We start from the raw sequence: 25743 nt of genomic DNA on the forward strand, positions 1-25743 counted from the left end.
TCTTCATTATTATTAAATATTTGGTTCTTGTTTGTCAAATGTCCAAAAGATAAGTCATACGATTTTACTACGTATCTCACTAGTATTTCATACCATGCAAGAATATGACTACTTTGAAACATTCATCTTATATACATCATTTCATCTGTAATATCAGCAGCGCTTTGCACAAGTTTTGCCCCTAATTGGATTAACTTATTCGTTCCACATGATGTTTCTTCAAAAATAGAACCCGGTATGGCAAATACTTCTCTTCCTTGCTGAAGCGCCTGGTCAGCGGTAATAAAAGATCCACTTCTTTCTTTTGCTTGCACCACCAACGTGCCTCCTGTTAATCCGCTAATGATTCTGTTTCTGCGAGGGAAAAACCATTTCGTCGGCTTCATAAACGGGACATATTCAGAAAGCAGCAAATGATGCTGCGCAATTTCTCTTGCTAAATTTTGGTTTCCTCTTGGGTAAATATTATAAAACCCTCCGCCTAAAACTGCAATCGTTTTAGCTTTTTCAGCGATAGCCAGTTCATGAGCAGCCTGGTCAATCCCTAGAGCTAGTCCACTTACAACGACAAATTCTTCATGCAGCATCGGCTTAACAATATGAGTCAGAGCTGCAGTTCCATATGAAGTGGGATTCCTTGTTCCTACAACGCTTAAGCTTTCTGGAGCGTGTAGAAGAGAAACCTTTCCTCTTGCAAATAATACCCAAGGCGGATCATAAATATGGCGCAAAAGTTCAGGATATTCATTATCTAGGATGGTGACACATTGAATATTCTCAGCGTCATATTTATCTAGAATATCTCGTATTGGAATAGTTTGCAAATCTTTTTTTATTTGATTAGCACGTTCAATCGAGAGAGTCAATAGTTTTTGAAGCTGTGATGGAGAGTACTCGTAGAGATTTTGTAATGAAGAATTCTGTTGAAGTAGCGTAAAAATTTGTTTCCAATTAACAGATGGACAATGTGCTAAATGAATTAATTTTTCCCGTAAATCAGACATTCTACAATCTCCTTTTTAAATGGACAAAATAGCCCCCGGTCAAAGGAGGCTATATGTCTTCTATTAATGAGTCTTACACTGCTCGTAAATGCCTTGTTCTTTTAACACTTTAATAAGTGTTTCTCCCATAACAGATGGTGTTTCAGCTACTTGGATACCGCACTCATTCATTGTTTTAATTTTTTCAGACGCTGTCCCTTTACCACCTGAAATAATAGCACCAGCATGGCCCATACGTTTTCCCGGAGGTGCTGTTTGACCGCCAATGAAGCCGACCACAGGTTTTGTCATATTTGCTTTTACCCATTCTGCCGCTTCTTCTTCTGCCGTACCGCCGATTTCACCAATCATAATTACTGCATACGTATCTTCATCTTCATTAAACGCTTTTAATACATCGATAAAGTTCGTGCCGTTCACTGGGTCACCGCCGATACCAACAGCTGTTGATTGGCCAATGCCAGCTTCAGAAAGTTGATGAACAGCTTCATATGTTAATGTACCAGAACGTGAAACTACACCTACATGACCTTTTTTGTGAATGTACCCTGGCATAATTCCAATTTTACATTCTTCCGGTGTAATAACACCTGGGCAGTTAGGTCCCACAAGGCGCGTACGTTTTCCTTCCATATAACGCTTTACTTTTACCATATCTAATACTGGAATACCTTCCGTAATACAAATAACTAAATCTAAATCTGCGTCAACTGCTTCAATAATGGAGTCAGCTGCGAATGCTGGCGGAACATATACAACAGAAGCCGTTGCGCCTGTTCTTTCTTTTGCCTCGGCAACCGTATTAAATACCGGAACACCTTCTACTTCTAAGCCGCCTTTACCTGGCGTTACGCCACCAACAATTTTCGTTCCATATTCTAACATTTGCTGTGTATGAAAAAGGCCAACTCCGCCTGTAATTCCTTGTACAATTACTTTTGTATCTTGATTAATAAATACGCTCATTCCTATCCCCCAGCCTTTCTATTTCACTAGTGAAACGATTTTTTGTGCGCCGTCTGCCATAGATTCAGCAGCTGTGATATTTAAGCCTGATTTTTGTAAAATCTCTTTTCCAAGTTCAACGTTTGTTCCTTCTAAGCGAACAACTAATGGAAGGCTTAATCCAACTTGTTTCGTTGCTTCAACAACACCTGTTGCAATAACATCACATTTCATAATCCCGCCGAAAATATTAACGAAAATACCTTTTACATTTTGGTCAGATAAAATAATTTTGAATGCTTCTGTTACTTTTTCAGCAGTTGCGCCGCCCCCAACATCCAGGAAGTTAGCAGGGTCGCCTCCATAATGCTTAATAATATCCATCGTTGCCATTGCTAAACCTGCACCGTTTACCATACAACCGATATTACCGTCTAGTGAAATGTAGCTTAAGTCATATTTAGATGCTTCAATTTCTTTAGCATCTTCCTCTTCAAGGTCACGATATTCAAGAATATCTTTTTGACGATACAGCGCATTTGAATCAAAGTTTAACTTCGCATCCAATGCCATAACGTCTCCGTCACCTGTTACAACTAGAGGATTAATCTCTGCAATTGAGCAGTCTTTTTCAACAAATACTGTATATAAACCTGTCATGAACTTAACTGCTTTTCCAACTAATTCTTTTGGAATATTAATATTAAATGCAAGTCTGCGAGCTTGGAATGCTTGTAAACCAATCGCAGGATCTACATATTCTTTAAAGATTTTTTCAGGCGTTTTTTCCGCCACTTCTTCAATTTCAGTTCCACCTTCTTCAGAACCCATCAATACAACTTGAGACGTTGCACGATCAAGAACTAAACCGATGTAGTATTCTTTCTTAATATCGCATCCCTCTTCAACTAACAAGCGCTTAACTTCTTTTCCTTCAGGGCCTGTTTGGTGTGTTACGAGGGTCTTTCCTAAAATATCTTGTGCATATGTACGAACTTCATCTAAGTTTTTTGCTACTTTGACACCGCCCGCTTTACCGCGTCCACCAGCATGGATTTGTGCTTTCACCACTGATACTTGTGAACCTAATTCCTTTGCTGCTTCAACTGCTTCTTCAACAGTAAAAGCTACTCGACCGTTTGGTACTGCAACCCCATATTTTCTGAGTAGTTCTTTTCCTTGATACTCATGGATATTCATTTCCCATCCTCCTAACATAATCAACCACAAAACTATACTGCACAAAATAGACTGCGCTTTCATTGTATAAAAATAATTGTCTAATTGTCTACTATTCTAGTGAAAAATATTGAAATAATAAGAAAATTGATATTTTTATGGAGATAGTACTTAACTATACCTTATGAAGTCGATGAGGCTTTGCGGACGTTAAACGTATAGTTGATCATGTAAATCAACCTTCATAACTAAAGCGAACTGAGAGGAAAATAATTTACGAACTTCACCCTCTACAATATCTCCACTTAAATAGGCTATATTCTTTTTGAACCTAAAATCCCGCACGTGAAACATGCGCTAAAAAGCAGAGATATGCTCGGGTATCATGTTCTAGTTTACTTGGTTTTTTATCGGTGCAAAAGATCGGCGATGTTCTGGCAAAATTCCATATTGTTCGATTGCTTCTAAATGTTGTTTTGTTCCATATCCCATATGTTTTTCGAATCCATATGCAGGATAGCGTTCACCAAGTTCTTTCATCATTCGATCTCGCGTCACTTTTGCAATAACAGAACTTGCAGCAATCGAAATGCTTGTAGCATCGCCTTTGATGATTGACTGCTGCGAAATAGGCACCGGCAGCTTCATCGCATCAATAAGCAGTTCATCAGGCTGAACAGCTAGAAGTTCAATTGCTTCAGTCATTGCCTTTTTTGTTGCTTCATAAATATTAATAGAATCAATAACCTCTGCCCCTATAATGCCTATACCGATAGCAACAGCGCTTTTACAAATTTCTTCATAAAACGCTTCTCGCTTTGCCTCTGATAACTTCTTGGAATCTGTCAGACCAGGAAGAAAAAAATCAGGAGGCAAAATAACGGCAGCCGCTACTACCGGTCCCGCTAACGGCCCTCTTCCTACTTCGTCTACTCCGGCAATATAGGTTGCTCCTTGGCTATATAATTCATTTTCATATGCCATCATTTCATCAAACTGTTTCTTCAAGCGCTCAGCGGCTTCAAATTGCCTTTGTTTTTGAATAATAACCTGCTGCACACCTTTACGCTCATCTTGCGCATATGCCTTAAATAAAGCATCTTCCGGGCTTCTCACTTGCTTTAGTTCTTCTTTTATTTCCTTAATACTCTTTTTCATTAGCTCCACCTTCTTTATATCAACATTTTCACACGGCACCTTTACATAAAAAACGCCTCATGCTGAAAAGGCAGAGGCGTTTTTTGTTTCAGTTCGCAATGTATTGCTTACAGCTGCTGTTCAGCTTCACTTGGATCATCAAATGTAAAGGTGCCAATTTTATCCGTTCGAATTTCTCGAAGAACAAGCTCAGCTGTTTTATCGTAATCCACCATGCCGCCACCCATTAAACAGCCGCGGCGCGACCCAATTGCATCAAAAAGCTCTACAATATCTTCAGGGATTTCATTTAAATCATAACGCTGCTTTAATTGTTCTGGGTAATGGCTAGATAAGAAGCGCAGTGCATAAACAGCGACATCTTGCATATTTAAAATGGTATCTTTGATAGCACCCGTTGTCGCAAGCTTATATCCAACTTTTTCATCTTCAAATTTAGGCCACAAAATACCTGGCGTATCAAGTAGCTCCAGCTCATTCCCTACCTTAATCCACTGCTGTGCTTGCGTCACACCTGGACGGTCTCCGGTCTTGGCGATTTTTTTGCTGGCAAGGCGATTAATCAGCGTTGATTTACCGACGTTAGGAATCCCTACAATCATCGCTCGGATAGCGCGGGGTTTTTTAACTCCTTTTGCGCGCATGCGGTCAAACTTCTCTTGAAGAAGTTCTTTGGAAGACGAAACAATTTGTTTCATTCCTTTACCTGCTTGTGCGTCAATAGCTAAGGCATAAATACCTTGTTCTTTGTAATAATCTAGCCACTGCTGAGTAACGCGCGGATCAGCTTTGTCCACTTTATTCAGCAATACGATTCTCGGCTTGTTCACAATAATCTCATCAATCATCGGATTTCGCGATGATTGCGGAATGCGTGCATCAACCAGTTCGTATACAATATCAATCAATTTTAGCTTTTCAGTTACTTGTCTTCTGGCCTTGGCCATATGGCCAGGAAACCATTGAATTGTCATATTTTACTCACCTTTTATATTTTACTTTGCAAAACGTGCTTCTTTAATCGGCCAGTATACGGCACTCGTTTTACCAAGCACCTTGTCCATGCTCACAAAGCCAATCTGACGGCTGTCTTTACTGTAGCGTCGATTGTCTCCCATCACGAACAAATAGCCTTCTGGCACAGTCTTTTTACCCGTTACGTCTTCTAGTTTAAAGTCTTCGGTTAAATTACCGTCAATCACTTCTTTTTTATACTGATCTAAATAGGGCTCTTTATAAGCTTTTCCATTTACATATAGCGTATCATTTCGATACTCAATATGATCACCCGGCAGTCCGATAATACGTTTTATGTAATCTTTTTCCGCTGTAGCATGAAAAACAATAATATCAAAGCGATCAGGATCACCAATCTTATAGGAGAACTTATTTACAATCATTCGATTTTGGTCATGCAGCGTAGGCATCATAGAAAGTCCATCTACTACAATCGGTGCAAACAAAAAATAGCGAATTACAACAGCTAACAGTACGGCAATGGCGATTGCTTTTATCCATTCCCACAGTTCATTTTTCTTTCGAGCCATCTTCAGTCCTCCAACTCTTATGTCATACCTTTATTTTAAACGATAATGTTTGAAACGCCTAATAAATAAATAGAATAAAAAAATGATGACTTGTACGTCTATTTTTTACTGTCAGAGAACGAATCGTTCTAAAAAAACATTTGAAAAAAGGAGCTTGTATAAACAAGCTCCCCTTTACTATTATCGAATTTCTTTAATACGCGCAGCTTTACCACGTAATTCACGTAGGTAATAAAGTTTCGCACGGCGTACTTTACCGCGGCGCATTACTTCGATTTTTGCAATTTTTGGCGTATGAAGTGGGAATGTACGCTCTACACCTACACCGTAAGAAATCTTACGTACTGTAAATGTTTCGCTGATACCACCGCCACGACGCTTAATAACAACACCTTCAAATACCTGAACACGTTCACGAGTACCCTCAACGATATTTACGTGTACACGTACAGTATCACCAGGACGGAACGTAGGAAGATCTGTTTTTAATTGTTCTTTTGTAATCTCTTCGATTAATTTTTGCATCGCGTGTTTCAACTCCTTCCAACAGACGCTCATACCAATGCTTTTCAATCATTGCAGCGGAACATCGTTATAGGTGACCAGACATCTGCCCAAGCCACAAAATCTATCTTAGCACACTCTTATACCGTATGCAACAGAGTTTATGCATAAATTTTATGGATTTATGAAAGCTGGTTTTCTTCTTTTAATTGAGCTACTAGTTTCTTTTGCTCTTCCGTTAGCTCCATCTTTTCAAGCATATCCGGTCTTCGAAGCAGCGTGCGCTTTAAAGACTCTTTTTGGCGCCACTGTTCAATTTTTTTATGATTTCCTGACATAAGTACTTCAGGAACCGTTAAGCCTCTAAAATCAGCAGGACGCGTATAGTGGGGGTGCTCTAGTAAACCTGTACTGTGTGAGTCCTGTACAGCTGAATGATTATTGCCAAGCACATCGGGAAGCAGGCGAACAACGCTATCGATCACAACCATTGCACCAAGCTCTCCTCCAGTTAATACATAGTCACCAATTGAAATTTCATCAGTTACCAACTGCTCACGAATTCGTTCATCATATCCTTCGTAATGACCGCAAATAAAAATTAAATGCTCTTCTGCTGCTAGCTCTTCTGCTTTTGCCTGTGTATAACGTTCGCCCTGCGGACAAAGCAAAACTACCCGGGGCTTCTTAGCTGTTTCAGTCAGCTTTTCTACAGCGTCAAAAATAGGCTGAGGCGTCAATACCATTCCAGCACCTCCGCCGTAAGGATAATCGTCCACATTTTGATGTTTGTTCGTAGAATATTCTCGGAAATTAACTACATTCAGTTCAACCGCATTTTTTTCCTGTGCTTTTTTCAAAATTGATTCACCAAAAACACCGTCAAACATAGAAGGAAATAGCGACAGTACATCAATTTTCATTAGTCCAATAACCCTTCCATTACTGTAATAACAATCTCTTTTTCATCTATATCAATAGATTGTACAACGTCGTCGATGTAAGGAATAAGAACTTCTTTTCCGCCTTTTTTAACAACCCACACATCATTAGCTCCCGGCGTTAAAATTTCTTTGACCGTTCCTACCTCTACTCCGTCTTCTGTTTTTACTGTACAGCCAATAATTTCGTGGAAATAGAATTCACCGTCTTCTAAATCCGTTAGCTGCTCCTCAGGGATTTTCACTTCGCAGTTTTTATACTGCTCAACATCATTTACGTTTTGATAGCCTTCGAATGTAAGCAGATCAAAATTTTTATGCCTGCGGTGGCTTGCTACCGTTACTTCTACCGGCTCGCTTTGCTTTTCTTTGAAGATATAAAGTTTATTTCCTTTTTCATAGCGCTCATCAGCAAAATCCGTAGTTGATACAATACGAACTTCTCCTTTTACACCATGGGTATTCACAATTTTTCCAACCTTAAACCATTTCATGCTTCTTCACCTCTATCTAATCTCAACAACTTTGCTATCTTTTATAATAATTGTTTTACTTTCTTTTATCTTTTCCCAATCATCGCCGATTTTTACCTCTACTAAGGCATCCAGTTCCGTTTCAATGAGTTCGCTCCCTAAAGGAAGCTTTTCTAATTGCGTCAGCTGAAAGTTCAACACTTCAATTTTTTCAAGGCGAGCGGATTTTTCTTTTTCAAACTGACTATGTAATAAAGAAGAACCTTTATTGGCTTTTTCCATGTGCTTTAACTGAAATTTCAGCTGTTCCATTTCTTTTTCAAGCGCCTGCTTGCGGTTTATAAAACGATTTTCAAGATCTTGTTTGCTTGCTTCAGTTAACACTTGTTTCACAACCACTTTTTGAATAATGTTCAAAACGTTCCCTCCGCCCTCAAGATAGTGACCTTGTGCTTTTTACATGCATATTGAAATAGCTACCTCTTGCTCGCAAAAGACTTACTGTGATCAAAACGTTCATCTTATCATAACATAAAAAAAGGGCGAGGTTATCCCTCTCCCTTTTTGATTACTCTTGAATTTTCACATACACTTTTTTACCTTGCTGTGATGCTGCTGCATTCACAACAGTTCGAATCGCTTTTGCAACGCGGCCTTGTTTGCCGATTACTTTGCCGACATCTTCTTGGTGAACAGTAAGGATGTAAGTCACTTGACGTTCATCTTCTTGTTCCTCCACTTTAACATCAGCTGGATAATCAACAAGCGGCTTTACAATTGTTTCGATTAGTGATGTCATCTCGAGTGAAATTATTTTCCTAATTTAGCATTATGGAATTTTTCCATGATGCCTTCGTTAGAGAAAAGGTTACGAACTGTATCAGATGGTTTAGCACCATTTTGTAACCATTTAAGAGCTAGCTCTTCATCGATTTTAACTTCAGCTGGTTGAACTACAGGATTGTAAGTTCCAACTACTTCGATGTAACGTCCATCACGTGGTGAACGAGAGTCTGCTGCTACGATACGATAGAAAGGAGATTTTTTAGCTCCCATACGTTTTAAACGAATTTTTACTGCCATTTTATAAAGCACCTCCGAATATGTTTCAACAAGATAATATAATATCAAATAGGTAAAATGTTTGTAAAGGTTTTTTTCTTAACACTAGAAAAATATTTTATTTTCTTTGGTTTTTCAGTCCAAATCAAGCATTTTATCATGAAAAGAATGGAAGTTTCATACCCTTTTTCTTGCCTTTTGACATATTTGTCATTTGTTTCATCATTTTTTTCATGTCTTCAAATTGTTTAAGTAAACGGTTGACTTCTTGTACAGATCGTCCGCTTCCTTTTGCAATACGCTTTCTTCGACTTGCATTAATGATTTCAGGGTTTGTTTTTTCCGCTTTCGTCATAGAACGAATGATTGCTTCTACATGATTAATTTGCTTTTCATCAACCTGCAGGTTTTTGAGCCCCTTTACTTTATTGGCGCCCGGAAGCATACCAATTAGCTCATCAAGCGGTCCCATTTGACGCACCTGAGCAAGTTGATCTAAAAAGTCATCAAATGTAAATGACTGCGTGCGCAACTTAGCTTCAAGCTCTTTTGCTTTTTCAGCATCTACATTTGCCTGAGCCTTTTCGATAAGCGTCAGCACATCACCCATACCTAAGATACGGGAAGCCATACGCTCTGGATGGAATGCTTCAATAGCATCCATTTTTTCTCCAAGACCGACAAACTTAATTGGTGTATCGGTTACTGCACGAATAGAAAGCGCTGCACCACCGCGCGTATCGCCGTCTAGTTTCGTTAATACAACTCCAGTTAATCCTAATTGCTTATTAAAGCTATCCGCAACGTTTACCGCATCTTGACCCGTCATAGCATCGACAACAAGGAAAATTTCGTCTGGGTTAGAAAGCTCTTTGATCTGTTCTAACTCCTCCATTAGATTTTCATCAACATGCAAACGTCCCGCTGTATCAATTAATACATAATCGTGATGCTCTTCTTTCGCATGAGCAATAGCTTGTTTCGCAATCTCCACAGGACTTACTTGATCACCTAATGAAAAAACAGACATGCTAAGCTGTTTCCCTAGTGTTTCAAGCTGTTTAATAGCTGCCGGACGATAAATATCTGCTGCTACAAGCAATGGATTACGGTTATATTTTTTACGTAATAAATTGGCAAGTTTACCGGTTGTTGTTGTTTTACCTGCACCTTGAAGTCCAACCATCATAATTACAGTTGGAGCTTTTGGAGCTACTGCAATCTTGCTTTGCTCTCCGCCCATAAGTGCAGTTAATTCTTCTTGTACAACCTTAATAACTTGTTGTCCAGGCGTTAAGCTCTTAAGAACGTCTTGACCTACAGCACGTTCGCTTACGCGCTTAACAAAGTCTTTTACTACTTTAAAGTTTACATCGGCTTCTAAAAGGGCAAGTCTAACTTCACGCATCATTTCTTTAACATCAGCTTCGTTAACTTTTCCTTTTCCTTTTAACTTTTGCAGTGTGCTTTGCAAACGGTCGGCTAATCCTTCAAATGCCATATACGCCGCCCCCTAATCTAATTTCTCGAGCGAATCAAGAAGAGAAGAAAGCTTACTGTTCTTGTTTAAGTCAGCTGCAAGTTCGTCTTTCAGTTGTTGAACAATTGATTGACGCTCTTGAAACCGTTGAAATAACAATAGCTTTTCCTCATATTGTTCAAGCATTTGCTCTGTACGTTTTATATTATCATAAACTGCTTGACGACTCACATCAAATTCTTCCGCTATTTCACCGAGGGAATAATCATCCAAGTAATAAAGTGACATATAACTTCTTTGTTTGGGCGTCAACAGCGCCTGATAGAAGTCAAATAAGTAATTCATTCTTGTTGTTTTTTCGAGCATATGCACGCTCTTTTCAACCATCTGACCGCCCCCTTGTTAAGTGAAAAGCCTTTACATGTTATTAGTTTAACTAGGCTAGGTTTGAATGTCAAGTTTTTTCCTTAACACCTCACATTTTCCCACTTGAAAGAGATGGAGATATGATTAAATTACTTCGATTTAAAGACGAACAAACGGGTTAAGGGAGCTCGTATGCAACCTGCGTCCACCCTACTAATAAAAAAATCCGAACGATTAATCGTTCGGATCTTTCTTCAACTAAGATACTTATATCCCAGCCTCTTTTTAGATTACGCCTCTTTTTCTGTTTCTTCTTCTACAGCATTGGCAAATAACCCATAGATATATTGCTCCGTGTCAAACGGCTGAAGGTCGTCTACTTTTTCTCCAAGTCCAACGAATTTAACAGGAAGCTTCAGTTCGTTTCGAATGGCAAGAACAATTCCGCCTTTAGCCGTACCATCTAGTTTTGTTAACACAATTCCCGTCACGTTCGTTGCTTCTGAGAATGTTTTAGCCTGACTTAAAGCGTTTTGACCCGTCGTCGCATCAAGTACAAGAAGTACTTCATGAGGAGCACCAGGAATTTCTCGCTCAATAACACGCTTTACTTTCTCTAATTCTTTCATTAAATTCACTTTGTTTTGAAGGCGCCCTGCTGTATCACATAGTAAAACATCTGCTTTTCGAGCCTTGGCTGACTGAACAGCGTCATACATGACAGCGGCAGGGTCAGAGCCTGCAGATTGCTTAATAACATCAACACCAACGCGTTCTCCCCATACTTCTAACTGCTCAATCGCACCGGCACGGAACGTATCTCCTGCTGCCATTACGACTTTTTTGCCTTCTTGTTTGAATTTATGCGCAATTTTCCCAATTGTTGTTGTTTTCCCAACGCCGTTTACCCCTACAAACAAAATCACCGTTAAATCATTTTGCTGCATATTCAGTTCACCAATCTGCTCTTCACCAGATTCATAAATATCAATTAATTTCTCAGAGATGACAGCCTGCACATCTTGAGGGTCCTTAATATTACGGCGTTTCACTTCCGATTTTAAGTCATCAATTAAATCTAACACGGTAGCCACACCGACATCAGCACTAATTAAAATTTCTTCTAATTCCTCAAAAAATTCTTCGTCTACTTGACGATAGCGAGACACTAGATCATTCACGCGTTCTGAAAAAGAATTGCGCGTTTTTGATAGTCCATCTTTAAATTTTTGTGTAACAGAATCCGTTTGCATTGTAATTTTTTCTTTTAGTTTCTTAAAAAAGCTCATTCGTACCACCCTTTCATTCTATGAGTTAAACATATTGCTTTGATTCTTCTAAACGAACAGAGACTAATTTCGATACGCCAGATTCTTGCATCGTCACACCGTACAGTACATCAGCTTCTTCCATTGTACCTTTTCGGTGAGTAATAACAATGAACTGTGTTTGATTACTAAATTTGCGTAAATACGTAGCAAAGCGATGAACGTTTGCTTCATCAAGCGCCGCTTCCACTTCATCTAGCACACAAAACGGCACTGGACGTACTTTCAAAATAGAAAACAGGAGAGCGATGGCTGTTAACGAACGCTCTCCGCCTGACAGCAACCCTAGATTCTGCAGTTTTTTCCCAGGAGGCTGGGCAACAATTTCCACCCCTGTATTTAATAAATCTTTCGGATCTGTTAATTTCAAATCCGCTTTTCCTCCCCCAAATAGTGAAGAGAACACTGTACCAAATTCATTGCGGATACGAGAGAAAGTATCAGAAAAACGTTTCTTCATTTCCTCGTCCATTTCTTCAATCACTTGATACAGCGTATTTTTCGCTTCGTCAAGGTCCGCTCGCTGCGTATTTAAAAATTCATAGCGCTCTGAAACGCGTTCGTATTGTTCAATAGAACCTAAGTTTACGGTTCCTAATTCATCAATTGCCAACTTAATGAGCTTGATTTTTTTCCTCGCTTCTTGAATATCTAATGTTAAAGGATACTTTTCTTTTGCTGCTTCAAAGCTAATTTCGTACTCTTCTGTCAGCTGCTGCAGACGGCTGTCTAGCTCTACGTCAATTCGATTAATTTTGACTTCTTCATCTTTTAAAGCATCCGCAATTTGTTTGTACTGACGCTGCAGCTCTTTTACAATCCTCTCTTCGTCTTCAAGTTTATTCTGGGCTTTTAACCGCTCTGATCTGCAGTCATCCATTAATTTCAACGTTTCTGTCTTTTCTTTTATTCGTTCATGCGCCGCTTCTTCGAGCTGAAGTTCACCCGAGTCGTTGCTCGTGATTTCACTCGTTAAAAGAGAAAGATCATCTGTAGTTTCAGATAAACGCTGAATGGTTTGATCAAGCTCAAAACACACTCTTTCATATTTTTCTTGCTGATTTGCGAGGAACTGTTCTTTTTTCGCAAGAAGGACTTTTACTTCTGTAAGCTCATGTTGAAACGTTTCTTTAGACGTTTGCTGTGTATGCTTGCGTGCAGCTAACTCTTCAATGTTTTTCTCTAACACATTTGCCTGCTGCTGATTTCCTTGCAAACTCGTATGCAGCTCATCAATTCGAGCGGACAAGCTCGTTTGATCTTGCCTAAAGCTAGCAATATCATGATCGTACATGGTCAAGCGGTCATTCACTGCTTTTTCTTCGATGTCAATTTGCTTTACTTCTCGGTCAGACTCCTGCTCTTTGTCTTTCAAGCGTTCCACAAATGCCTGCTGTTTATTAATTTCCTGCTGAAGTTCTTCAATCTGTGACTTTTTATCTTTCACATCTTGCTCGAGCACAAGCGTCTTTTGTTCCATCTCTTCTATTTTTGCCGTAATGGCTTCCACTTCACGCTGACGGCCTAACAAAGAGTTGGACTTTTGCTTCATTGAACCGCCTGTCATCGAACCACCGGGGTTGACGACATCTCCTTTAACGGTCACAAAACGATAGCGATGCTGTACAAGACGGGCAAGTTCATTTGCACCTTTTAAATCATTGACAACAATAACGGTTCCAAGCAAATTTTTAATAACTCGTTCGTAGGTAGCTTCGTATTTAACAAGAGATGAAGCAATTCCTACATACGCTTCGTGACTCTCTAGCGTAGAAATAGTTTGAGCCGGAACATAGCGGTCTTTTACAGACGTCAGTGGTAAAAATGTAGCTCTCCCGTAACCGTTTTGTTTCAAAAAGCCAATTGCCTGACGTGCACTTTGTTCGTCTTGAACGACAATATGCTGAGCTGCTCCTCCAAGCGCAATTTCAAGCGCTGTTTCATACTCTTTTGGAACATTGATTAGCTCAGCAATGGCACCTTTAATACCTGCAAGCTTCTCATCACGCGCTTTTAATACTTCTTTTACACCGTGAAAATAACCTTCATAGTCTTCTTGCATCTCTTCAAGCATTTCTTTTCGTGATTTTGTCTGCTGCACGTACTGATAAGCTTGATAAAGCGTAGACTCTTGTTTACGATAGGCTTGCCTTAATGACTCAAGCTTCTCTCCTTGCTGCTTATACACTTGTACAGCTTGCTGAAGCTCTTGACGAAACTGAGCAAGCCTTTTGATCGCCGCTTCTTTTCGCTGCGTTAATTCACGGCGCTGTTCTACGTATTGCTCGTTGGATTTTGTTAAACGCTGCTCTTTTTCAAACGTTTGCAATTTTTGCTGCTCTAAAAATGAAATTTCATTTCGGGCGGATGTCTGAGCGTTCGCTAATTCAAAATACTCGCTTTTCATCTGTTCAAGTTTTTCTTCTAGATTCTCGCTGTACTGCCTGAACAGTTGTTCCTGCTCAGTAAGCTTCAGACGTATCTCTTGTACTTCTTTTTGAGATTGCTCAAGATCTTTTCCTTCGCTGTCTTTTGCTTTACTTAGCTCTTGATGCTTATGAGTATACTCTTTTACTAAACGTTCCAGCTGCTCTTTATTTTGAAAGGCATTTTTCTTACGCTCTTTTAATACTTCTTTTTTGCCTTCTAGCTTTTCTACTTCTTCACTTACATATAGTAGTTTTTTATGTAAAGAGTCTAGTTGTTCATCTATTTGCTGAATGTGCAAACGAAGGGTCTGGATTTCTCCTTCACGCGTGCGAATATTCGTCGCGAGAGATTCTTCAAGCTGCTCGTGCTGAGCCATTTCAGCTTTTAATTTTTCCCATTTCTGATGAAGATCTTCAACTTCAAATACCGTAACAGCCACATCAATGTGCTCTAATTCTTCTTTTTTCTGCAAATAATCTTTTGCAATAGACGATTGAATCTGTAAAGGCTCTAACTGACCTTCAATTTCATGAAGAATATCTACCACTCGATTTAAATTTTCTTGCGTTTCAAGAAGTCGAAGCTCCGCTTTTCGTTTACGCGTTTTGTATTTTAATACACCTGCTGCTTCTTCAAAAATTTTACGACGCTCGTCAGATTTACTGCTTAGTACTTCTTCTACTTTTCCTTGACTGATAATCGAAAAAGCTTCTCTTCCAAGTCCTGAATCCATAAATAAATCGACAATATCTTTCAAGCGGCACGGCTGGTTGTTAATAAAAAATTCACTGTCTCCTGAGCGGTACACGCGCCTTGTAATACTAACTTCATGATAGTCAAGCGGGAGAAACTGGTCATCATTTTCCAACGTAAGGGTTACGTCAGCAACATTTACAGCACGGCGCGATTCGCTTCCTGCAAAAATAATGTCCTCCATTTTCCCTCCACGAAGCGATTTGGCTGATTGTTCTCCAAGCACCCAGCGTATGGCATCCGTAATGTTGCTTTTTCCGCTTCCATTCGGTCCTACTACCGCCGTTACACCTGGCACAAAATCTATCGATACTTTTTCTGCAAACGATTTGAATCCTGCAATATCTAATCGTTTGAGGAACATAGAAATCCCCCCTCACACTTGTAATCTTTTCATAGCAAATCCCCCTTTATAACGAATACGTTAAGAGGGGGATCATTTTATTTCGTTTGACTTGCTCTAATTTTCGTAATAGCTACTTGAGCTGCTTTTTGCTCTGCTTCTTTTTTCGAACGGCCTACACCAACGCCGAGCTCTTCACCATTTAACGATACGCGAGATAAGAATTCGCGATTATGCGCTGGACCTTTTTCTTGCAAAACTTTGTATTCTAATTGTCCAACTCCATCACGTTGAATCACTTCTTGAAGCTGGCTTTTGAAATCCATCACATGAGAAAAAGCACCTTCATTAATTTTTGGAAAGACAACTTTTTTTAGAATCGTTACTACCGTATCAAGCCCTTGGTCTAAATAAAGAGCTCCGATAAATGCTTCAAACACATCGGCCAGTAAAGCCGGTCTAGATCGGCCGCCGGTCATCTCTTCACCTTTTCCAAGTAACACTAGTTTACCAAAATCCATTTCATTTGCAAAAGTAACAAGCGACGGTTCGCACACAACTGCTGCACGAAGCTTCGTTAACTCACCTTCACTCATCGTTGGATACTTTTTAAATAAAAATTGTGATACGGTTAGCTCTAATACGGCATCTCCTAAAAACTCAAGACGCTCGTTGTCTTCATACGGTCTTCTGCGATGCTCATTCACATAGGATGAATGTGTAAATGCTTGAAAAAGAAGCGCTTCATTTGTAAACTGAATACCAATTTCCTTTTGAAACTCTGCAAAATTTTGCTTGAATTTCACGTTCATCTTTCGATCTCGATTTGAATATTGTTTAGGCATAAAATACCTCCGCTGACATGCTTCAATTGTTTCGTAGTTTTTCCTAACATCTCTCATTATAAAACGAGGTATCCTAAAAGATACACTACCTTTTCAAAAAAAGAGGTCTTTTTTTGAAATTCTTAAAAAGAAGAGAAAGCCCCGCTGTTTAACGGGGCTTTTCATACATATACTACAGATTAAATTTGGCTCTGTATGTAATTAACTGCATCTCCTACAGTTGAAATTTTTTCAGCTTCTTCGTCAGAAATTTCGATATCAAATTCCTCTTCAAGCTCCATTACAAATTCAACTACGTCTAGAGAGTCAGCACCTAAGTCTTCTTTGAAACTAGATTCTAGTTTCACTTCACTTTTGTCTACACCAAGACGATCAACAATGATTGTTGTTACGCGTTCTAGTACCTCTGCCATTGTTCTTCACCTCCCCTCAAGTCATTATAGATGATTTCCATCTAAAATACTATGGTTGAATAATAAAGTTTATCGGTCGCCTAGTAAACGTCCCTTTGTACTTTATCACCAAATTACACTTTTCGTAAAGTGCATTTTTTACATCACCATTCCGCCGTCAACGTGAATCGTTTGACCCGTAATATAACGGCTTGCATCTGATGCTAAAAACGCAACTGCGTTCGCAACATCCTCAGGCTGGCCGAAGCTTGCAAGAGGAATTTGCTTTAACATTTCCGCCTGCACTTCTTCATTCAATTTATCCGTCATGTCTGTTGCGATGAAACCAGGAGCAACTGCATTCACTGTAATATTGCGGCTTGCTAATTCTTTGGCAGTTGTTTTTGTTAAACCAATCACGCCTGATTTTGCTGCTACATAATTTGCTTGTCCAGCATTACCGCTGACGCCGACAATTGATGAAATATTAATGATACGTCCTGCGCGCTGCTTCATCATTTGACGAGTAACCGCTTTTGTACACAAAAATACGCCTTTTAAGTTTGTATTAATAACATCATCCCATTCGTCTTCTTTCATACGCATAAGAAGATTATCACGTGTGATGCCCGCGTTGTTCACTAAAATATCTACTGAACCAAATGTAGAAATCGCTTCTTTTATCATTGCTTGTACAGAATCACTTTCTGCCACATTTGCTTGTACAGCAATTGCATCCGTTCCTAATCCTTTAATTTCATCCACAACTTCAAGAGCTTTCGCTTCGCTGCCAGAATAGTTTACAACTACTTTAGCACCAAGCTTTCCCAGCTCAATTGCAACGGCACGACCAATTCCGCGAGAAGCGCCTGTTACAACCGCAACTTTCCCTTGTAACATGTTATTCTCCCCCTTTTAGTGCGTCAATCGTTGATTTTAATGATATAAGATCATTAACAGCATACACAGTCGCACGGCGATTTACTTTTTTCACAAGACCTGATAATACTTTTCCTGGTCCAATTTCAACAAATGTATCTACACCTTCTGCAAGAAGTGTTTCAACTGTTTCTTCCCATCTCACTGGAGAATACAGTTGTTCCACTAGCTTGTTTTGAATATCTTGACTGTCAGTAACCGGCTTTGCTGTTACGTTTGCTATAACTGGAACCTTCGCATCGCTAAAGCCCACTGTTTCTAGCGTATCACGTAGTTTTTCAGCAGCTGGCTTCATTAAACTAGAGTGAAACGGACCGCTTACCACTAGAGGAATCACGCGTTTTGCACCTTTTTCTTTGGCAAGAGCTCCTGCTTTTTCTACGCCATTTACCGTACCAGAAATAACAATTTGACCCGGACAGTTAATATTTGCAAGCTGAACAGCGTCGCCTTCGCTTGTAATTTGAGCGGTAACGGCTTCTAGATCTTCCGCTGACATGCCAAGCACTGCTGCCATTGTACCTTGACCTGCTGGTACAGCTTCGTCCATATAGCGACCTCTTTTGTGAACAGCAACAACGGCATCTTTAAATGATAAAACCTCAGCAGCCACAAGCCCACTATATTCTCCTAGACTGTGACCCGCAACAAAATCGGGTGTAATTCCGCTCGTTTTAAATGCTTCAAGCAGCATTGTACTCGTTGTTAAAAGAGCAGGTTGAGCGTGATAAGTTAAAGTCAATTCTTCTTGAGGCCCTTCAAAAATAATGTTTGAAAGACTGAACCCTAAAGCTTCGTCAGCTGTATGAATCAGCTTTTTCGCTTCCTCTGTTCCATCATATAAATCTTTTCCCATACCAACAGTTTGTGACCCTTGGCCTGGAAAGATAAAAGCAATTTTCCCCATTTCTTATCTCTCCTTTTCTTCATTAGCAGTTTGTTCGATTGCTTTTTGAATAGTGGAAGACACATTGTTTTCCACCATATTCACAGCTTGCTTAATCGCGCTAAATACTGCATTCGCATCCGACGAACCGTGCGCTTTGATAACAGGCGCATGCAATCCAAACAGCCCTGCTCCTCCATATTCACTGTAATCCATTTTCGCTTTTAAACCCTGCAGCTGAGGCTTTAGCACCGCTGCGGCTAACTTGCTTTTTAACGTGCTCATTAATTCTTGTTTAATCATAGAAAACAAGGAAAGCGCCGTTCCTTCAATGCTCTTAAGAGTCATATTCCCTGTAAAACCATCTGTTACAACCACATCCGCTACGCCGTTTAGCAAATCACGGGATTCCACGTTGCCTACAAAATTGAGGTCAGCATTCTTTAGCAGCTGAAAGGCTTGCTTTGTTAAATCATTTCCTTTTTTATCCTCAGTTCCAATGTTCAGCAGCCCCACTCTAGGAGCTTGAATGCCGCGTACTTTTTCGGCATACACAGACCCCATCACAGCATACTGGAGCAAATGTTCAGGCTTGGCATCAACGTTTGCACCAACGTCTAGCATTAAAAAGCCTTTTCCATCTAGTGTCGGAAGCGTCGGAGCAAGTGCTGGACGTTCAATGCCTTTGATGCGACCTACAATAAAAAGCCCCGCTGTCATTAACGCCCCTGTATTTCCTGCTGAAATACAAGCATCAGCACGACCTTCGGCTACTTCATTTGCCATTAATACCATAGATGCTTGTTTTTTACGGCGCACAGCTCGCACTGGCTCATCAGTTGCATCAATGGTTTCTTCTGTATGAATAATCGAAATACGATCTGAATTTGTTAAATACTTTTTTATTTCTGATTCGTTTCCAATTAACGTAATATGTAATTCTTTAAATTGAGCAGTAGCTTTTTCTACACCTTCAATAATGGCTTTCGGTGCATGATCTCCGCCCATTGCATCAATAGCTAGTTTCATGTTGCGTCTCATCCTTTTTATTATTTATCCTTTGTAGAACGATACATTTTAAAAGTACCAGAGAACACTTGCTCTTGCCCTACATAGCTGTTTACCTCAACGGTGGTTCGCACTTCACTAGTTGACAGAACTTTCGCTTTTGCTATCACTCGTTCATGAAGCTTAACAGGGCGATGATAACGGATCGACGCATCTGCTGTGAGCGCTAGTTCGTTGTTAATAACAGCGACAGCTAACGAATTAGCTTGCGCAAAAAGGTGGTGACCACGAGCAATTTGATTACGCTGAAACACATGCTCTGTTTTCACATCAAAAATAGATATCGCTGATTGATCTAGTTCAATGTCGATAACTTCTCCAATTACTTCTTCAATCGGAAGCGAACGCACTTCCTCGTCTAGTTGTTTTGAAGCTACATGCTTAATGCGTTCTCGCAGTTCAGGAATCGACAACTCTAGGCGGTCTAATCGAATTGTTTGAACGCTCACTGAAAAACGGTCTGCTAGTTCTTCATCCGTAATAAATGGGTTTTCTTCAATTGTCGTTTTTAATAGCTGCTGTCTTTCTTTTTTACTGCGCTTCATTCTCCACCATCCGAACTTTTAATACTAGGTACTAATAGCAGTATATAATCATTACCTTCTAATTGCAACATTTTTCACATGCTGGATTCTGCGCATTAACGTAGTATTAATGGCCACCAGCCGCTAACTCTTTCACTCTAAGCCGTTTTTTATCTTTATAGACGAAAAGAGATTGAGACATAACTAGATCACTTCAATCTAAAGATGAACAAATGGGATAAAGGAGCTCGTATAGATTGCTTGTTACACCGTTGCTGATTTCCGTGTAAGACTTTGCTTTCCGCGGCCGGCCGGTGATCCTCCTCGTCCCTTACGCTTCTGCGGGGTCTCATCTATTCGGCTTTCCCCGCAGGAGTGCCTTGCCCTTCACTCAACAGTTAAAAGCACCTGCATACCCATCACATACATGAAATCTACGTTCATCATCACAATGAAAAAAATCCGAACGATTGATCGTTCGGATTTTCCTTCAACTAAAATACTTTGTTTCAGTCTCTTTTACTAATCAAATTTTTCTCCAGTTAATACGCCCGTTGCTTCTAGTTGTATTCTCAGCAGTGCAAACTGATCTTCTGTCCAAAAGCTGTCGGAATTTACAAGCTTAGCAGCATCTTCTCGAGCTACTTCAAGCGCACGGTAATCGTGCACCATATCGGCTACTTTAAACTCAGGCATCCCGCTTTGTTTTCTACCAAAGAAATCACCAGGTCCACGAAGCTCTAAGTCTCTTTCTGATAATACAAATCCATCGTTTGTTTCCGTCATAATGGTCATTCGTTCTTTTCCAACTTCTGATTTTGGATCCGCGAGCAGAATACAATACGACTGTGCATCTCCTCGTCCTACGCGTCCTCTTAGCTGATGAAGCTGAGATAACCCAAAGCGCTCTGCATCATAAATGACCATCACGGTTGCATTCGGAACGTTCACTCCTACTTCTACAACCGTTGTTGATACTAAAATCTGCACGTCATTTACGCTAAACTGTTTCATCACTTCTTCTTTTTCATCAGGTGACAATCTTCCGTGCATGAGACCAACGCTTGCTTTTCCATTAAAATAGTGAGTGAGTGTTGCATGTACATCAATTGCATTTTGAACATCCAGCTTGTCCGATTCTTCAATCAACGGACAAATAACGTAAGCTTGTCTGCCGTCATGTATTTCTTTTTCAACGAAATGTAAAATACGTTCAAGCATATCATGTTTTACCCAGTATGTTTCAATTGCCTTACGTCCTGCTGGCATTTCATCAATAATGGACACATCCATTTCCCCAAACACCGTAATAGCAAGGGTTCTTGGAATAGGAGTCGCCGTCATAAACAGTACATCCGGACTCTCTCCTTTTTCACGTAAAACCCGGCGCTGCCCAACTCCAAAGCGGTGCTGTTCATCCGTAATGACGAGCCCTAAACTATTATATATAACTTCGTCTTGAATTAAGGCATGTGTACCTACTAATACATGAACATCTCCGTCTTTCACTCGCTGAAGCAGCTCTCTTCTTGCTTTTCCTTTAACAGACCCTGTTAGCAAGCCTACGCTGATTCCTACCTTTTCAAGCATCGCAGTCAATGACTCAGCATGCTGTTCAGCTAAAATTTCAGTCGGTACCATTAAAGCACCTTGATGCCCTGCTAAAACAGTAGCGTATAAAGCAACCGCTGCTACGACTGTTTTACCTGACCCTACATCACCTTGCAGCAAGCGATTCATGCGATAAGGCGATTTCATATCGTGCGTAATTTCGTTTACTACACGTTTTTGAGCGTTTGTTAACGGAAACGGCAGCAAGTTCGTGAAGTTTACCAGCTCAGTTGAATCAAATACTTGCTTCATTCCAGGCGTTTCTTCTCTTTCGCGCTTTCTAAGCGCCTGCATTTTTAATTGAAAAAGTAGAAATTCTTCATAGACAAATCGACGTCTTGCTTGTTTTAAATCTTCATGATCACGAGGTAAGTGAATACTTCTAACCGCTTCTTCACGCGTTACTAGTTTGTATCTAGAACGAATAGAGGCCGGGAGCATATCCTGAATGCTACTGCCATAATTCTTCAACGCAAGAGAGACGAACTTCCTCATTCCTTTGACCGTTAAGCTGCCTTTAACTGAGTAAACAGGCTCAATCGTTTGATTTTTAACAAACGGAGAAAATTGAAGCTCCTGCAAGTTAATCGTTTGCCGATGCTGATCCCATTTCCCCGTAACCGTAATAGTTTGATCGATTTCTAACTTTGATTTATAGTAAGGGCGATTAAAACAAGTAACCGTAATCAAATAGCGGTTTACTAGCAGCCGAAACGTAAGGCGCGAACGTTTTTTTCCGTAATACGTAAGCGAGGGGACGCTGTGAACCTTTCCTTCTACGGTGACCTTTTCGTCATGCTTTGCTTCAGCCAAATCTTTTAACTCATAATCTTCATAGCGGTATGGGAAATGTTCTAACAAGTCATGCACACTGTGAATATGCATATCCTCTAATGCTTGTGCTGTTTCCTCTCCAATACCTTTAATGGTTTTAATTGAAATAGTTGTTAGTTCATTCACTTTTATTTAATGCAATACCAAAGATCTTTGCTTCAAGCTCGCGACCTGTTGGTGTTGCCGCTAAGCCTCCTTGTGCAGTTTCTCGTAATGCAACCGGCATTGTTTGACCAATTTTATACATAGCATCAATGACTTCATCACATGGAATACGACTTGTAATGCCTGCTAAGGCCATATCTGCTGCAATCATTGCATTCGCCGCTCCCATTGCGTTTCGTTTCACACATGGAACTTCTACTAGCCCCGCTACTGGGTCACATACTAATCCTAGCATATTTTTGAGAGTAATTGCCATTGCTTCAGCTGCCTGACTCGGTGTACCTCCTGCCATTTCAACAATCGCTGCAGCTGCCATACCTGAAGCTGAACCAACTTCTGCTTGACATCCGCCTGCTGCTCCTGAAATAGACGCATTATTGGCTACAACAAACCCAAAAGCACCTGATGTAAATAAAAATTCAATCATTTCTTTACGAGTTGGGTTTAGCTTATTTTGCACTGCAAACAGCGTTCCTGGCACTACTCCCGCAGATCCAGCAGTAGGTGTTGCACAGATTGTCCCCATTGCCGCATTTACTTCGTTTGTCGCTACAGCTTTGCTGACTGCATCTAAAATTAAATTTCCAGATAAAGATTTTCCACTTTGAATATAGTTTTGAAGCAGCACTGCATCTCCGCCTGTTAAACCTGTAACAGACTGTACCCCTTTTAATCCGCGTTCAACCGCTTCTTCCATAACCGTTAAGTTCCGGTCCATTTTTTCCATGATTTCTTCACGAGTAACTCCCGTGATATCTATTTCCTGTTGAATCATAATCTCTGCAATTTTTACATTTTGACTTTCTGCTAATTCTACTAGTTCTGCTACGTTTCGAAACATAGTAACCTCCGCTATCATTCTGTCTTATTTTCACTTTAGAATCATATACAATCACTCGGCCTCTGTTATTTTTTGCAGGCCGTTCACGTTCGTTCTATCCTATTCAACCATTCTTGTTACTTGAATAATGTGAGGCAATGTTTTTAACTCTTCAATGACATCATCTTCAATATTCGTATCCATTTCAATTGCCATAAGCGCTACTTCTCCGCGCTCTTTACGAGATACTTCCATATGTCCGATATTAATTGAATGTTTCATCAAAATATTCGTAACGGTCGCAATGGCACCAAATCGGTCATTATGCACAACGAGAATAGCTGGATTCATGCCTGATAAATTTAATTCAAATCCGTTCAGCTCCGTAATTTGAATTTTCCCTCCGCCAATTGAAATTCCAACAACTTCAATTTCCTTTAATCCGTCGCTCATTTTGATGCGAGCAGTATTCGGATGATCTGTGATTGCCGCTTCCTCAACAAATGTGACGTCCATTCCTTCTTTTTTAGCTAAGTCCAAAGATTGCGGAATACGCTGGTCGAACGTATCAAAATCTAAAATACCGCCAATCAGCGCTACGTCTGTTCCGTGCCCTTTATACGTTTGAGCAAAAGAACCGTACAGTGAAACCACAACTTTTGTGGGCTGCTTGCCAAAAAGCGTTCGGGCAACGCGTCCAATACGCGCTGCACCAGCTGTATGTGAGCTAGATGGTCCAATCATTACCGGACCAATAATATCAAAGACAGATTTATATTTCATAAGGATTTTCCCCCTGCTATTTAGACATTGTTATTACTTATATGTTACTTGAGCTTTTGACTTTTTGGAAGCTTTGTTTCACGCTCTTAAAAAATTTAAAAATTCTCATTTTTATTAGGGATTCACGCATAAAAAAAGCGGTGTATTTATCCATAAAAAATAAGATAAGCACACCGCTTTTTTTGCTATATTATGCAGGAAAAGATGAATTACTTAAGCTGCTTCTTGCTCGGAAGCTACATCGTCTACTGTTTTAATTTTAAAGTTTTTAAAAACAACTGAACCTATAAACCCAGCTAGTGCTCCCGCTAGTGCGCAAAGTACTGCACAAATTGTGACCTTCATAGGGTCATTAAACCCAAACATCACTGCAAGTCCTGCGATTGGCGTTGCCGTGCCTGCAGCATCATTTACCAATCCGAACAGAGCCACAACTACACCGGCTAGTGCACCTCCAACAAAGTTTGTAATGTAGATAGGAATCGGATTTGCTGAAATAATATTCGCTTGTGTTAAAGGTTCAACTGCAACTGAAATAGTTGTACGACGATCCCCAATTTTTAATCGATCAAACAGCACATAGTTCATGAAAGAAGAACCAAACACAGCAAGAGCTCCAATCGCCATAGGCAATCCCGTTAACCCTAGCATAGCCGTTAAAGCCATTGAGCTAAGCGGAGCCGTTGCTACTACTGTAATCACTCCCCCTAAAATAATTCCCATCAAAATAGGGCTAGCACTTGTTGTATCTTTGATAATTCCTCCAATATTTAAAAGCGTCGCATCTACAATAGGTGAGAATGCATTACCAATTAATCTTGTTAAAGGTGCTGCAATTAAGATGTTGCCTAATAAGTCTAGACCAGCAGGTGCCTTTTTCTCAATAAATTTCACTACAAATGCCATGAGGTATCCCGCAAAAAATCCAGGGAGCAAGCCTAGCCCTGAACACACCACCCCCATCATAAGAGCATATACAGGAGATACTCCTAACGCCAAAGCAACTAGTGCTGCCGCCGCAACTCCTCCCATTCCTCCTGCAGCCTTTCCTACTTCACCTAGGAATGAAATACCTAGTAAATCTCCTCCTACATATGACTGAAAGGCCTCTACGAGAAACGCAGCTACCGCTCCGCTTGCCAGAGCCCCCATTGCTTTCATGCCATAAGGTGCCTTGTTGCTAAACAACCAAAATAAAAATAAAACTAATAATAATAAACCTGTTCCTTTTAAAATATCCACTGTTGTCTCTCCTCTCATGCTGTTTTCTTTCACATTTGACTCAATCAGTTTTCAAAACTACCATACAAACGGGTTCTTTTCAACTAATATACCTAACATACCGAACAATTACAACATTTAA

At 40.1% G+C, this 25743-nt stretch carries 26 protein-coding genes; all 26 read right to left on the reverse strand.

Annotation, left to right across the window (positions count from 1 at the left end):
- Nucleotides 1-122: 122 nt before the first annotated feature.
- A complete protein-coding gene (dprA, locus tag JNUCC25_RS21100; RefSeq protein ID WP_029320572.1) occupies nt 123-1004 on the reverse strand; it encodes a DNA-processing protein DprA in 882 nt (293 codons plus the stop codon).
- A 63-nt stretch (nt 1005-1067) separates the two neighbouring features.
- On the reverse strand, nt 1068-1970 hold the full coding sequence (gene sucD / locus JNUCC25_RS21105; RefSeq protein ID WP_454222437.1) for a succinate--CoA ligase subunit alpha: 903 nt from the start codon (nt 1968-1970) through the stop codon (nt 1068-1070).
- An 18-nt stretch (nt 1971-1988) separates the two neighbouring features.
- Nucleotides 1989-3149 carry an ADP-forming succinate--CoA ligase subunit beta gene (gene sucC / locus JNUCC25_RS21110; protein ID WP_013058890.1) on the reverse strand — a complete coding sequence of 387 codons (1161 nt, stop codon included), beginning with the start codon at nt 3147-3149 and terminating at the stop codon, nt 1989-1991.
- A gap of 369 nt (nt 3150-3518) precedes the next feature.
- Complete coding sequence (locus JNUCC25_RS21115) at nt 3519-4286, reverse strand: ribonuclease HII (protein WP_029320570.1); 768 nt, start codon at nt 4284-4286, stop codon at nt 3519-3521.
- A 107-nt stretch (nt 4287-4393) separates the two neighbouring features.
- A complete protein-coding gene (gene ylqF, locus JNUCC25_RS21120) occupies nt 4394-5260 on the reverse strand; it encodes a ribosome biogenesis GTPase YlqF (RefSeq protein ID WP_013058892.1) in 867 nt (288 codons plus the stop codon).
- A gap of 21 nt (nt 5261-5281) precedes the next feature.
- Complete coding sequence (gene lepB, locus JNUCC25_RS21125) at nt 5282-5833, reverse strand: signal peptidase I (RefSeq protein WP_013058893.1); 552 nt, start codon at nt 5831-5833, stop codon at nt 5282-5284.
- A gap of 180 nt (nt 5834-6013) precedes the next feature.
- On the reverse strand, nt 6014-6358 hold the full coding sequence (rplS, locus tag JNUCC25_RS21130) for a 50S ribosomal protein L19 (RefSeq protein ID WP_013084808.1): 345 nt from the start codon (nt 6356-6358) through the stop codon (nt 6014-6016).
- Nucleotides 6359-6519: 161 nt separating this feature from the next.
- Entirely contained in the window at nt 6520-7260 is a 741-nt protein-coding gene (trmD, locus tag JNUCC25_RS21135) for a tRNA (guanosine(37)-N1)-methyltransferase TrmD (protein WP_013058895.1), read from the reverse strand.
- A complete protein-coding gene (gene rimM, locus JNUCC25_RS21140) occupies nt 7260-7772 on the reverse strand; it encodes a ribosome maturation factor RimM (RefSeq protein WP_013058896.1) in 513 nt (170 codons plus the stop codon). Before rimM ends, trmD begins: the two co-directional genes overlap by 1 nt.
- A gap of 12 nt (nt 7773-7784) precedes the next feature.
- Nucleotides 7785-8168 carry a YlqD family protein gene (locus JNUCC25_RS21145; RefSeq protein ID WP_064472091.1) on the reverse strand — a complete coding sequence of 128 codons (384 nt, stop codon included), beginning with the start codon at nt 8166-8168 and terminating at the stop codon, nt 7785-7787.
- A gap of 151 nt (nt 8169-8319) precedes the next feature.
- On the reverse strand, nt 8320-8550 hold the full coding sequence (locus JNUCC25_RS21150) for a KH domain-containing protein (protein WP_013058898.1): 231 nt from the start codon (nt 8548-8550) through the stop codon (nt 8320-8322).
- A gap of 11 nt (nt 8551-8561) precedes the next feature.
- The gene (gene rpsP, locus JNUCC25_RS21155; protein WP_013058899.1) at nt 8562-8834 is read right to left on the reverse strand and encodes a 30S ribosomal protein S16; all 273 of its coding nucleotides are present in this window, start codon (nt 8832-8834) and stop codon (nt 8562-8564) included.
- 136 nt (nt 8835-8970) lie between these two features.
- Complete coding sequence (gene ffh / locus JNUCC25_RS21160; protein WP_013058900.1) at nt 8971-10314, reverse strand: signal recognition particle protein; 1344 nt, start codon at nt 10312-10314, stop codon at nt 8971-8973.
- Nucleotides 10315-10326: 12 nt separating this feature from the next.
- Nucleotides 10327-10659, reverse strand: coding sequence for a putative DNA-binding protein (locus tag JNUCC25_RS21165; RefSeq protein WP_013058901.1), 333 nt, complete (start codon nt 10657-10659; stop codon nt 10327-10329).
- Nucleotides 10660-10949: 290 nt separating this feature from the next.
- Nucleotides 10950-11948 carry a signal recognition particle-docking protein FtsY gene (ftsY, locus tag JNUCC25_RS21170; RefSeq protein ID WP_013058902.1) on the reverse strand — a complete coding sequence of 333 codons (999 nt, stop codon included), beginning with the start codon at nt 11946-11948 and terminating at the stop codon, nt 10950-10952.
- Nucleotides 11949-11973: 25 nt separating this feature from the next.
- Nucleotides 11974-15534 carry a chromosome segregation protein SMC gene (gene smc / locus JNUCC25_RS21175; RefSeq protein ID WP_454222439.1) on the reverse strand — a complete coding sequence of 1187 codons (3561 nt, stop codon included), beginning with the start codon at nt 15532-15534 and terminating at the stop codon, nt 11974-11976.
- 77 nt (nt 15535-15611) lie between these two features.
- Nucleotides 15612-16358 (reverse strand): ribonuclease III, encoded by a 747-nt coding sequence (gene rnc / locus JNUCC25_RS21180; RefSeq protein WP_013058904.1) that lies wholly within the window; start codon nt 16356-16358, stop codon nt 15612-15614.
- Between the two features lie 179 nt (nt 16359-16537).
- On the reverse strand, nt 16538-16771 hold the full coding sequence (gene acpP, locus JNUCC25_RS21185; protein ID WP_013058905.1) for an acyl carrier protein: 234 nt from the start codon (nt 16769-16771) through the stop codon (nt 16538-16540).
- Between the two features lie 138 nt (nt 16772-16909).
- Nucleotides 16910-17650, reverse strand: coding sequence for a 3-oxoacyl-[acyl-carrier-protein] reductase (gene fabG, locus JNUCC25_RS21190; protein ID WP_013058906.1), 741 nt, complete (start codon nt 17648-17650; stop codon nt 16910-16912).
- A gap of 1 nt (nt 17651) precedes the next feature.
- Nucleotides 17652-18596, reverse strand: coding sequence for an ACP S-malonyltransferase (gene fabD, locus JNUCC25_RS21195; protein WP_454222440.1), 945 nt, complete (start codon nt 18594-18596; stop codon nt 17652-17654).
- 3 nt (nt 18597-18599) lie between these two features.
- On the reverse strand, nt 18600-19604 hold the full coding sequence (gene plsX / locus JNUCC25_RS21200) for a phosphate acyltransferase PlsX (RefSeq protein ID WP_028410795.1): 1005 nt from the start codon (nt 19602-19604) through the stop codon (nt 18600-18602).
- 20 nt (nt 19605-19624) lie between these two features.
- Complete coding sequence (fapR, locus tag JNUCC25_RS21205) at nt 19625-20188, reverse strand: transcription factor FapR (protein WP_013058909.1); 564 nt, start codon at nt 20186-20188, stop codon at nt 19625-19627.
- A 501-nt stretch (nt 20189-20689) separates the two neighbouring features.
- Nucleotides 20690-22738 carry an ATP-dependent DNA helicase RecG gene (gene recG / locus JNUCC25_RS21210; RefSeq protein WP_140457038.1) on the reverse strand — a complete coding sequence of 683 codons (2049 nt, stop codon included), beginning with the start codon at nt 22736-22738 and terminating at the stop codon, nt 20690-20692.
- A complete protein-coding gene (sdaAA, locus tag JNUCC25_RS21215; RefSeq protein ID WP_014458410.1) occupies nt 22731-23618 on the reverse strand; it encodes an L-serine ammonia-lyase, iron-sulfur-dependent, subunit alpha in 888 nt (295 codons plus the stop codon). The genes recG and sdaAA overlap by 8 nt, the downstream gene beginning before the upstream one ends.
- Before the next feature lie 99 nt (nt 23619-23717).
- Nucleotides 23718-24380, reverse strand: a complete 663-nt coding sequence (sdaAB, locus tag JNUCC25_RS21220) for an L-serine ammonia-lyase, iron-sulfur-dependent subunit beta (protein ID WP_013058911.1) — start codon at nt 24378-24380, stop codon at nt 23718-23720.
- 213 nt (nt 24381-24593) lie between these two features.
- Nucleotides 24594-25622 carry a PTS sugar transporter subunit IIC gene (locus JNUCC25_RS21225; RefSeq protein WP_016765419.1) on the reverse strand — a complete coding sequence of 343 codons (1029 nt, stop codon included), beginning with the start codon at nt 25620-25622 and terminating at the stop codon, nt 24594-24596.
- Nucleotides 25623-25743 lie beyond the last annotated feature (121 nt).

The sequence above is a fragment of the Priestia sp. JNUCC 25 genome (assembly GCF_053667915.1).

What these genes read in the sequence shown, in the direction of transcription:
- sucC (WP_013058890.1), bottom strand. Translation starts at nt 3,149, where the DNA reads ATGAATATCCATGAGTATCAAGGAAAAGAACTACTCAGAAAATATGGG.
- rimM (WP_013058896.1), bottom strand. Translation starts at nt 7,772, where the DNA reads ATGAAATGGTTTAAGGTTGGAAAAATTGTGAATACCCATGGTGTAAAA.
- sdaAA (WP_014458410.1), bottom strand. Translation starts at nt 23,618, where the DNA reads ATGTTTCGAAACGTAGCAGAACTAGTAGAATTAGCAGAAAGTCAAAAT.
- plsX (WP_028410795.1), bottom strand. Translation starts at nt 19,604, where the DNA reads ATGAAACTAGCTATTGATGCAATGGGCGGAGATCATGCACCGAAAGCC.
- lepB (WP_013058893.1), bottom strand. Translation starts at nt 5,833, where the DNA reads ATGGCTCGAAAGAAAAATGAACTGTGGGAATGGATAAAAGCAATCGCC.
- trmD (WP_013058895.1), bottom strand. Translation starts at nt 7,260, where the DNA reads ATGAAAATTGATGTACTGTCGCTATTTCCTTCTATGTTTGACGGTGTT.
- fabD (WP_454222440.1), bottom strand. Translation starts at nt 18,596, where the DNA reads ATGGGGAAAATTGCTTTTATCTTTCCAGGCCAAGGGTCACAAACTGTT.
- ffh (WP_013058900.1), bottom strand. Translation starts at nt 10,314, where the DNA reads ATGGCATTTGAAGGATTAGCCGACCGTTTGCAAAGCACACTGCAAAAG.
- ftsY (WP_013058902.1), bottom strand. Translation starts at nt 11,948, where the DNA reads ATGAGCTTTTTTAAGAAACTAAAAGAAAAAATTACAATGCAAACGGAT.
- dprA (WP_029320572.1), bottom strand. Translation starts at nt 1,004, where the DNA reads ATGTCTGATTTACGGGAAAAATTAATTCATTTAGCACATTGTCCATCT.
- JNUCC25_RS21115 (WP_029320570.1), bottom strand. Translation starts at nt 4,286, where the DNA reads ATGAAAAAGAGTATTAAGGAAATAAAAGAAGAACTAAAGCAAGTGAGA.
- sucD (WP_454222437.1), bottom strand. Translation starts at nt 1,970, where the DNA reads ATGAGCGTATTTATTAATCAAGATACAAAAGTAATTGTACAAGGAATT.
- JNUCC25_RS21165 (WP_013058901.1), bottom strand. Translation starts at nt 10,659, where the DNA reads ATGCTCGAAAAAACAACAAGAATGAATTACTTATTTGACTTCTATCAG.
- sdaAB (WP_013058911.1), bottom strand. Translation starts at nt 24,380, where the DNA reads ATGAAATATAAATCTGTCTTTGATATTATTGGTCCGGTAATGATTGGA.
- ylqF (WP_013058892.1), bottom strand. Translation starts at nt 5,260, where the DNA reads ATGACAATTCAATGGTTTCCTGGCCATATGGCCAAGGCCAGAAGACAA.
- rnc (WP_013058904.1), bottom strand. Translation starts at nt 16,358, where the DNA reads ATGCCTAAACAATATTCAAATCGAGATCGAAAGATGAACGTGAAATTC.
- acpP (WP_013058905.1), bottom strand. Translation starts at nt 16,771, where the DNA reads ATGGCAGAGGTACTAGAACGCGTAACAACAATCATTGTTGATCGTCTT.
- rplS (WP_013084808.1), bottom strand. Translation starts at nt 6,358, where the DNA reads ATGCAAAAATTAATCGAAGAGATTACAAAAGAACAATTAAAAACAGAT.
- rpsP (WP_013058899.1), bottom strand. Translation starts at nt 8,834, where the DNA reads ATGGCAGTAAAAATTCGTTTAAAACGTATGGGAGCTAAAAAATCTCCT.
- fabG (WP_013058906.1), bottom strand. Translation starts at nt 17,650, where the DNA reads ATGTTACAAGGGAAAGTTGCGGTTGTAACAGGCGCTTCTCGCGGAATT.
- fapR (WP_013058909.1), bottom strand. Translation starts at nt 20,188, where the DNA reads ATGAAGCGCAGTAAAAAAGAAAGACAGCAGCTATTAAAAACGACAATT.
- smc (WP_454222439.1), bottom strand. Translation starts at nt 15,534, where the DNA reads ATGTTCCTCAAACGATTAGATATTGCAGGATTCAAATCGTTTGCAGAA.
- JNUCC25_RS21150 (WP_013058898.1), bottom strand. Translation starts at nt 8,550, where the DNA reads ATGACATCACTAATCGAAACAATTGTAAAGCCGCTTGTTGATTATCCA.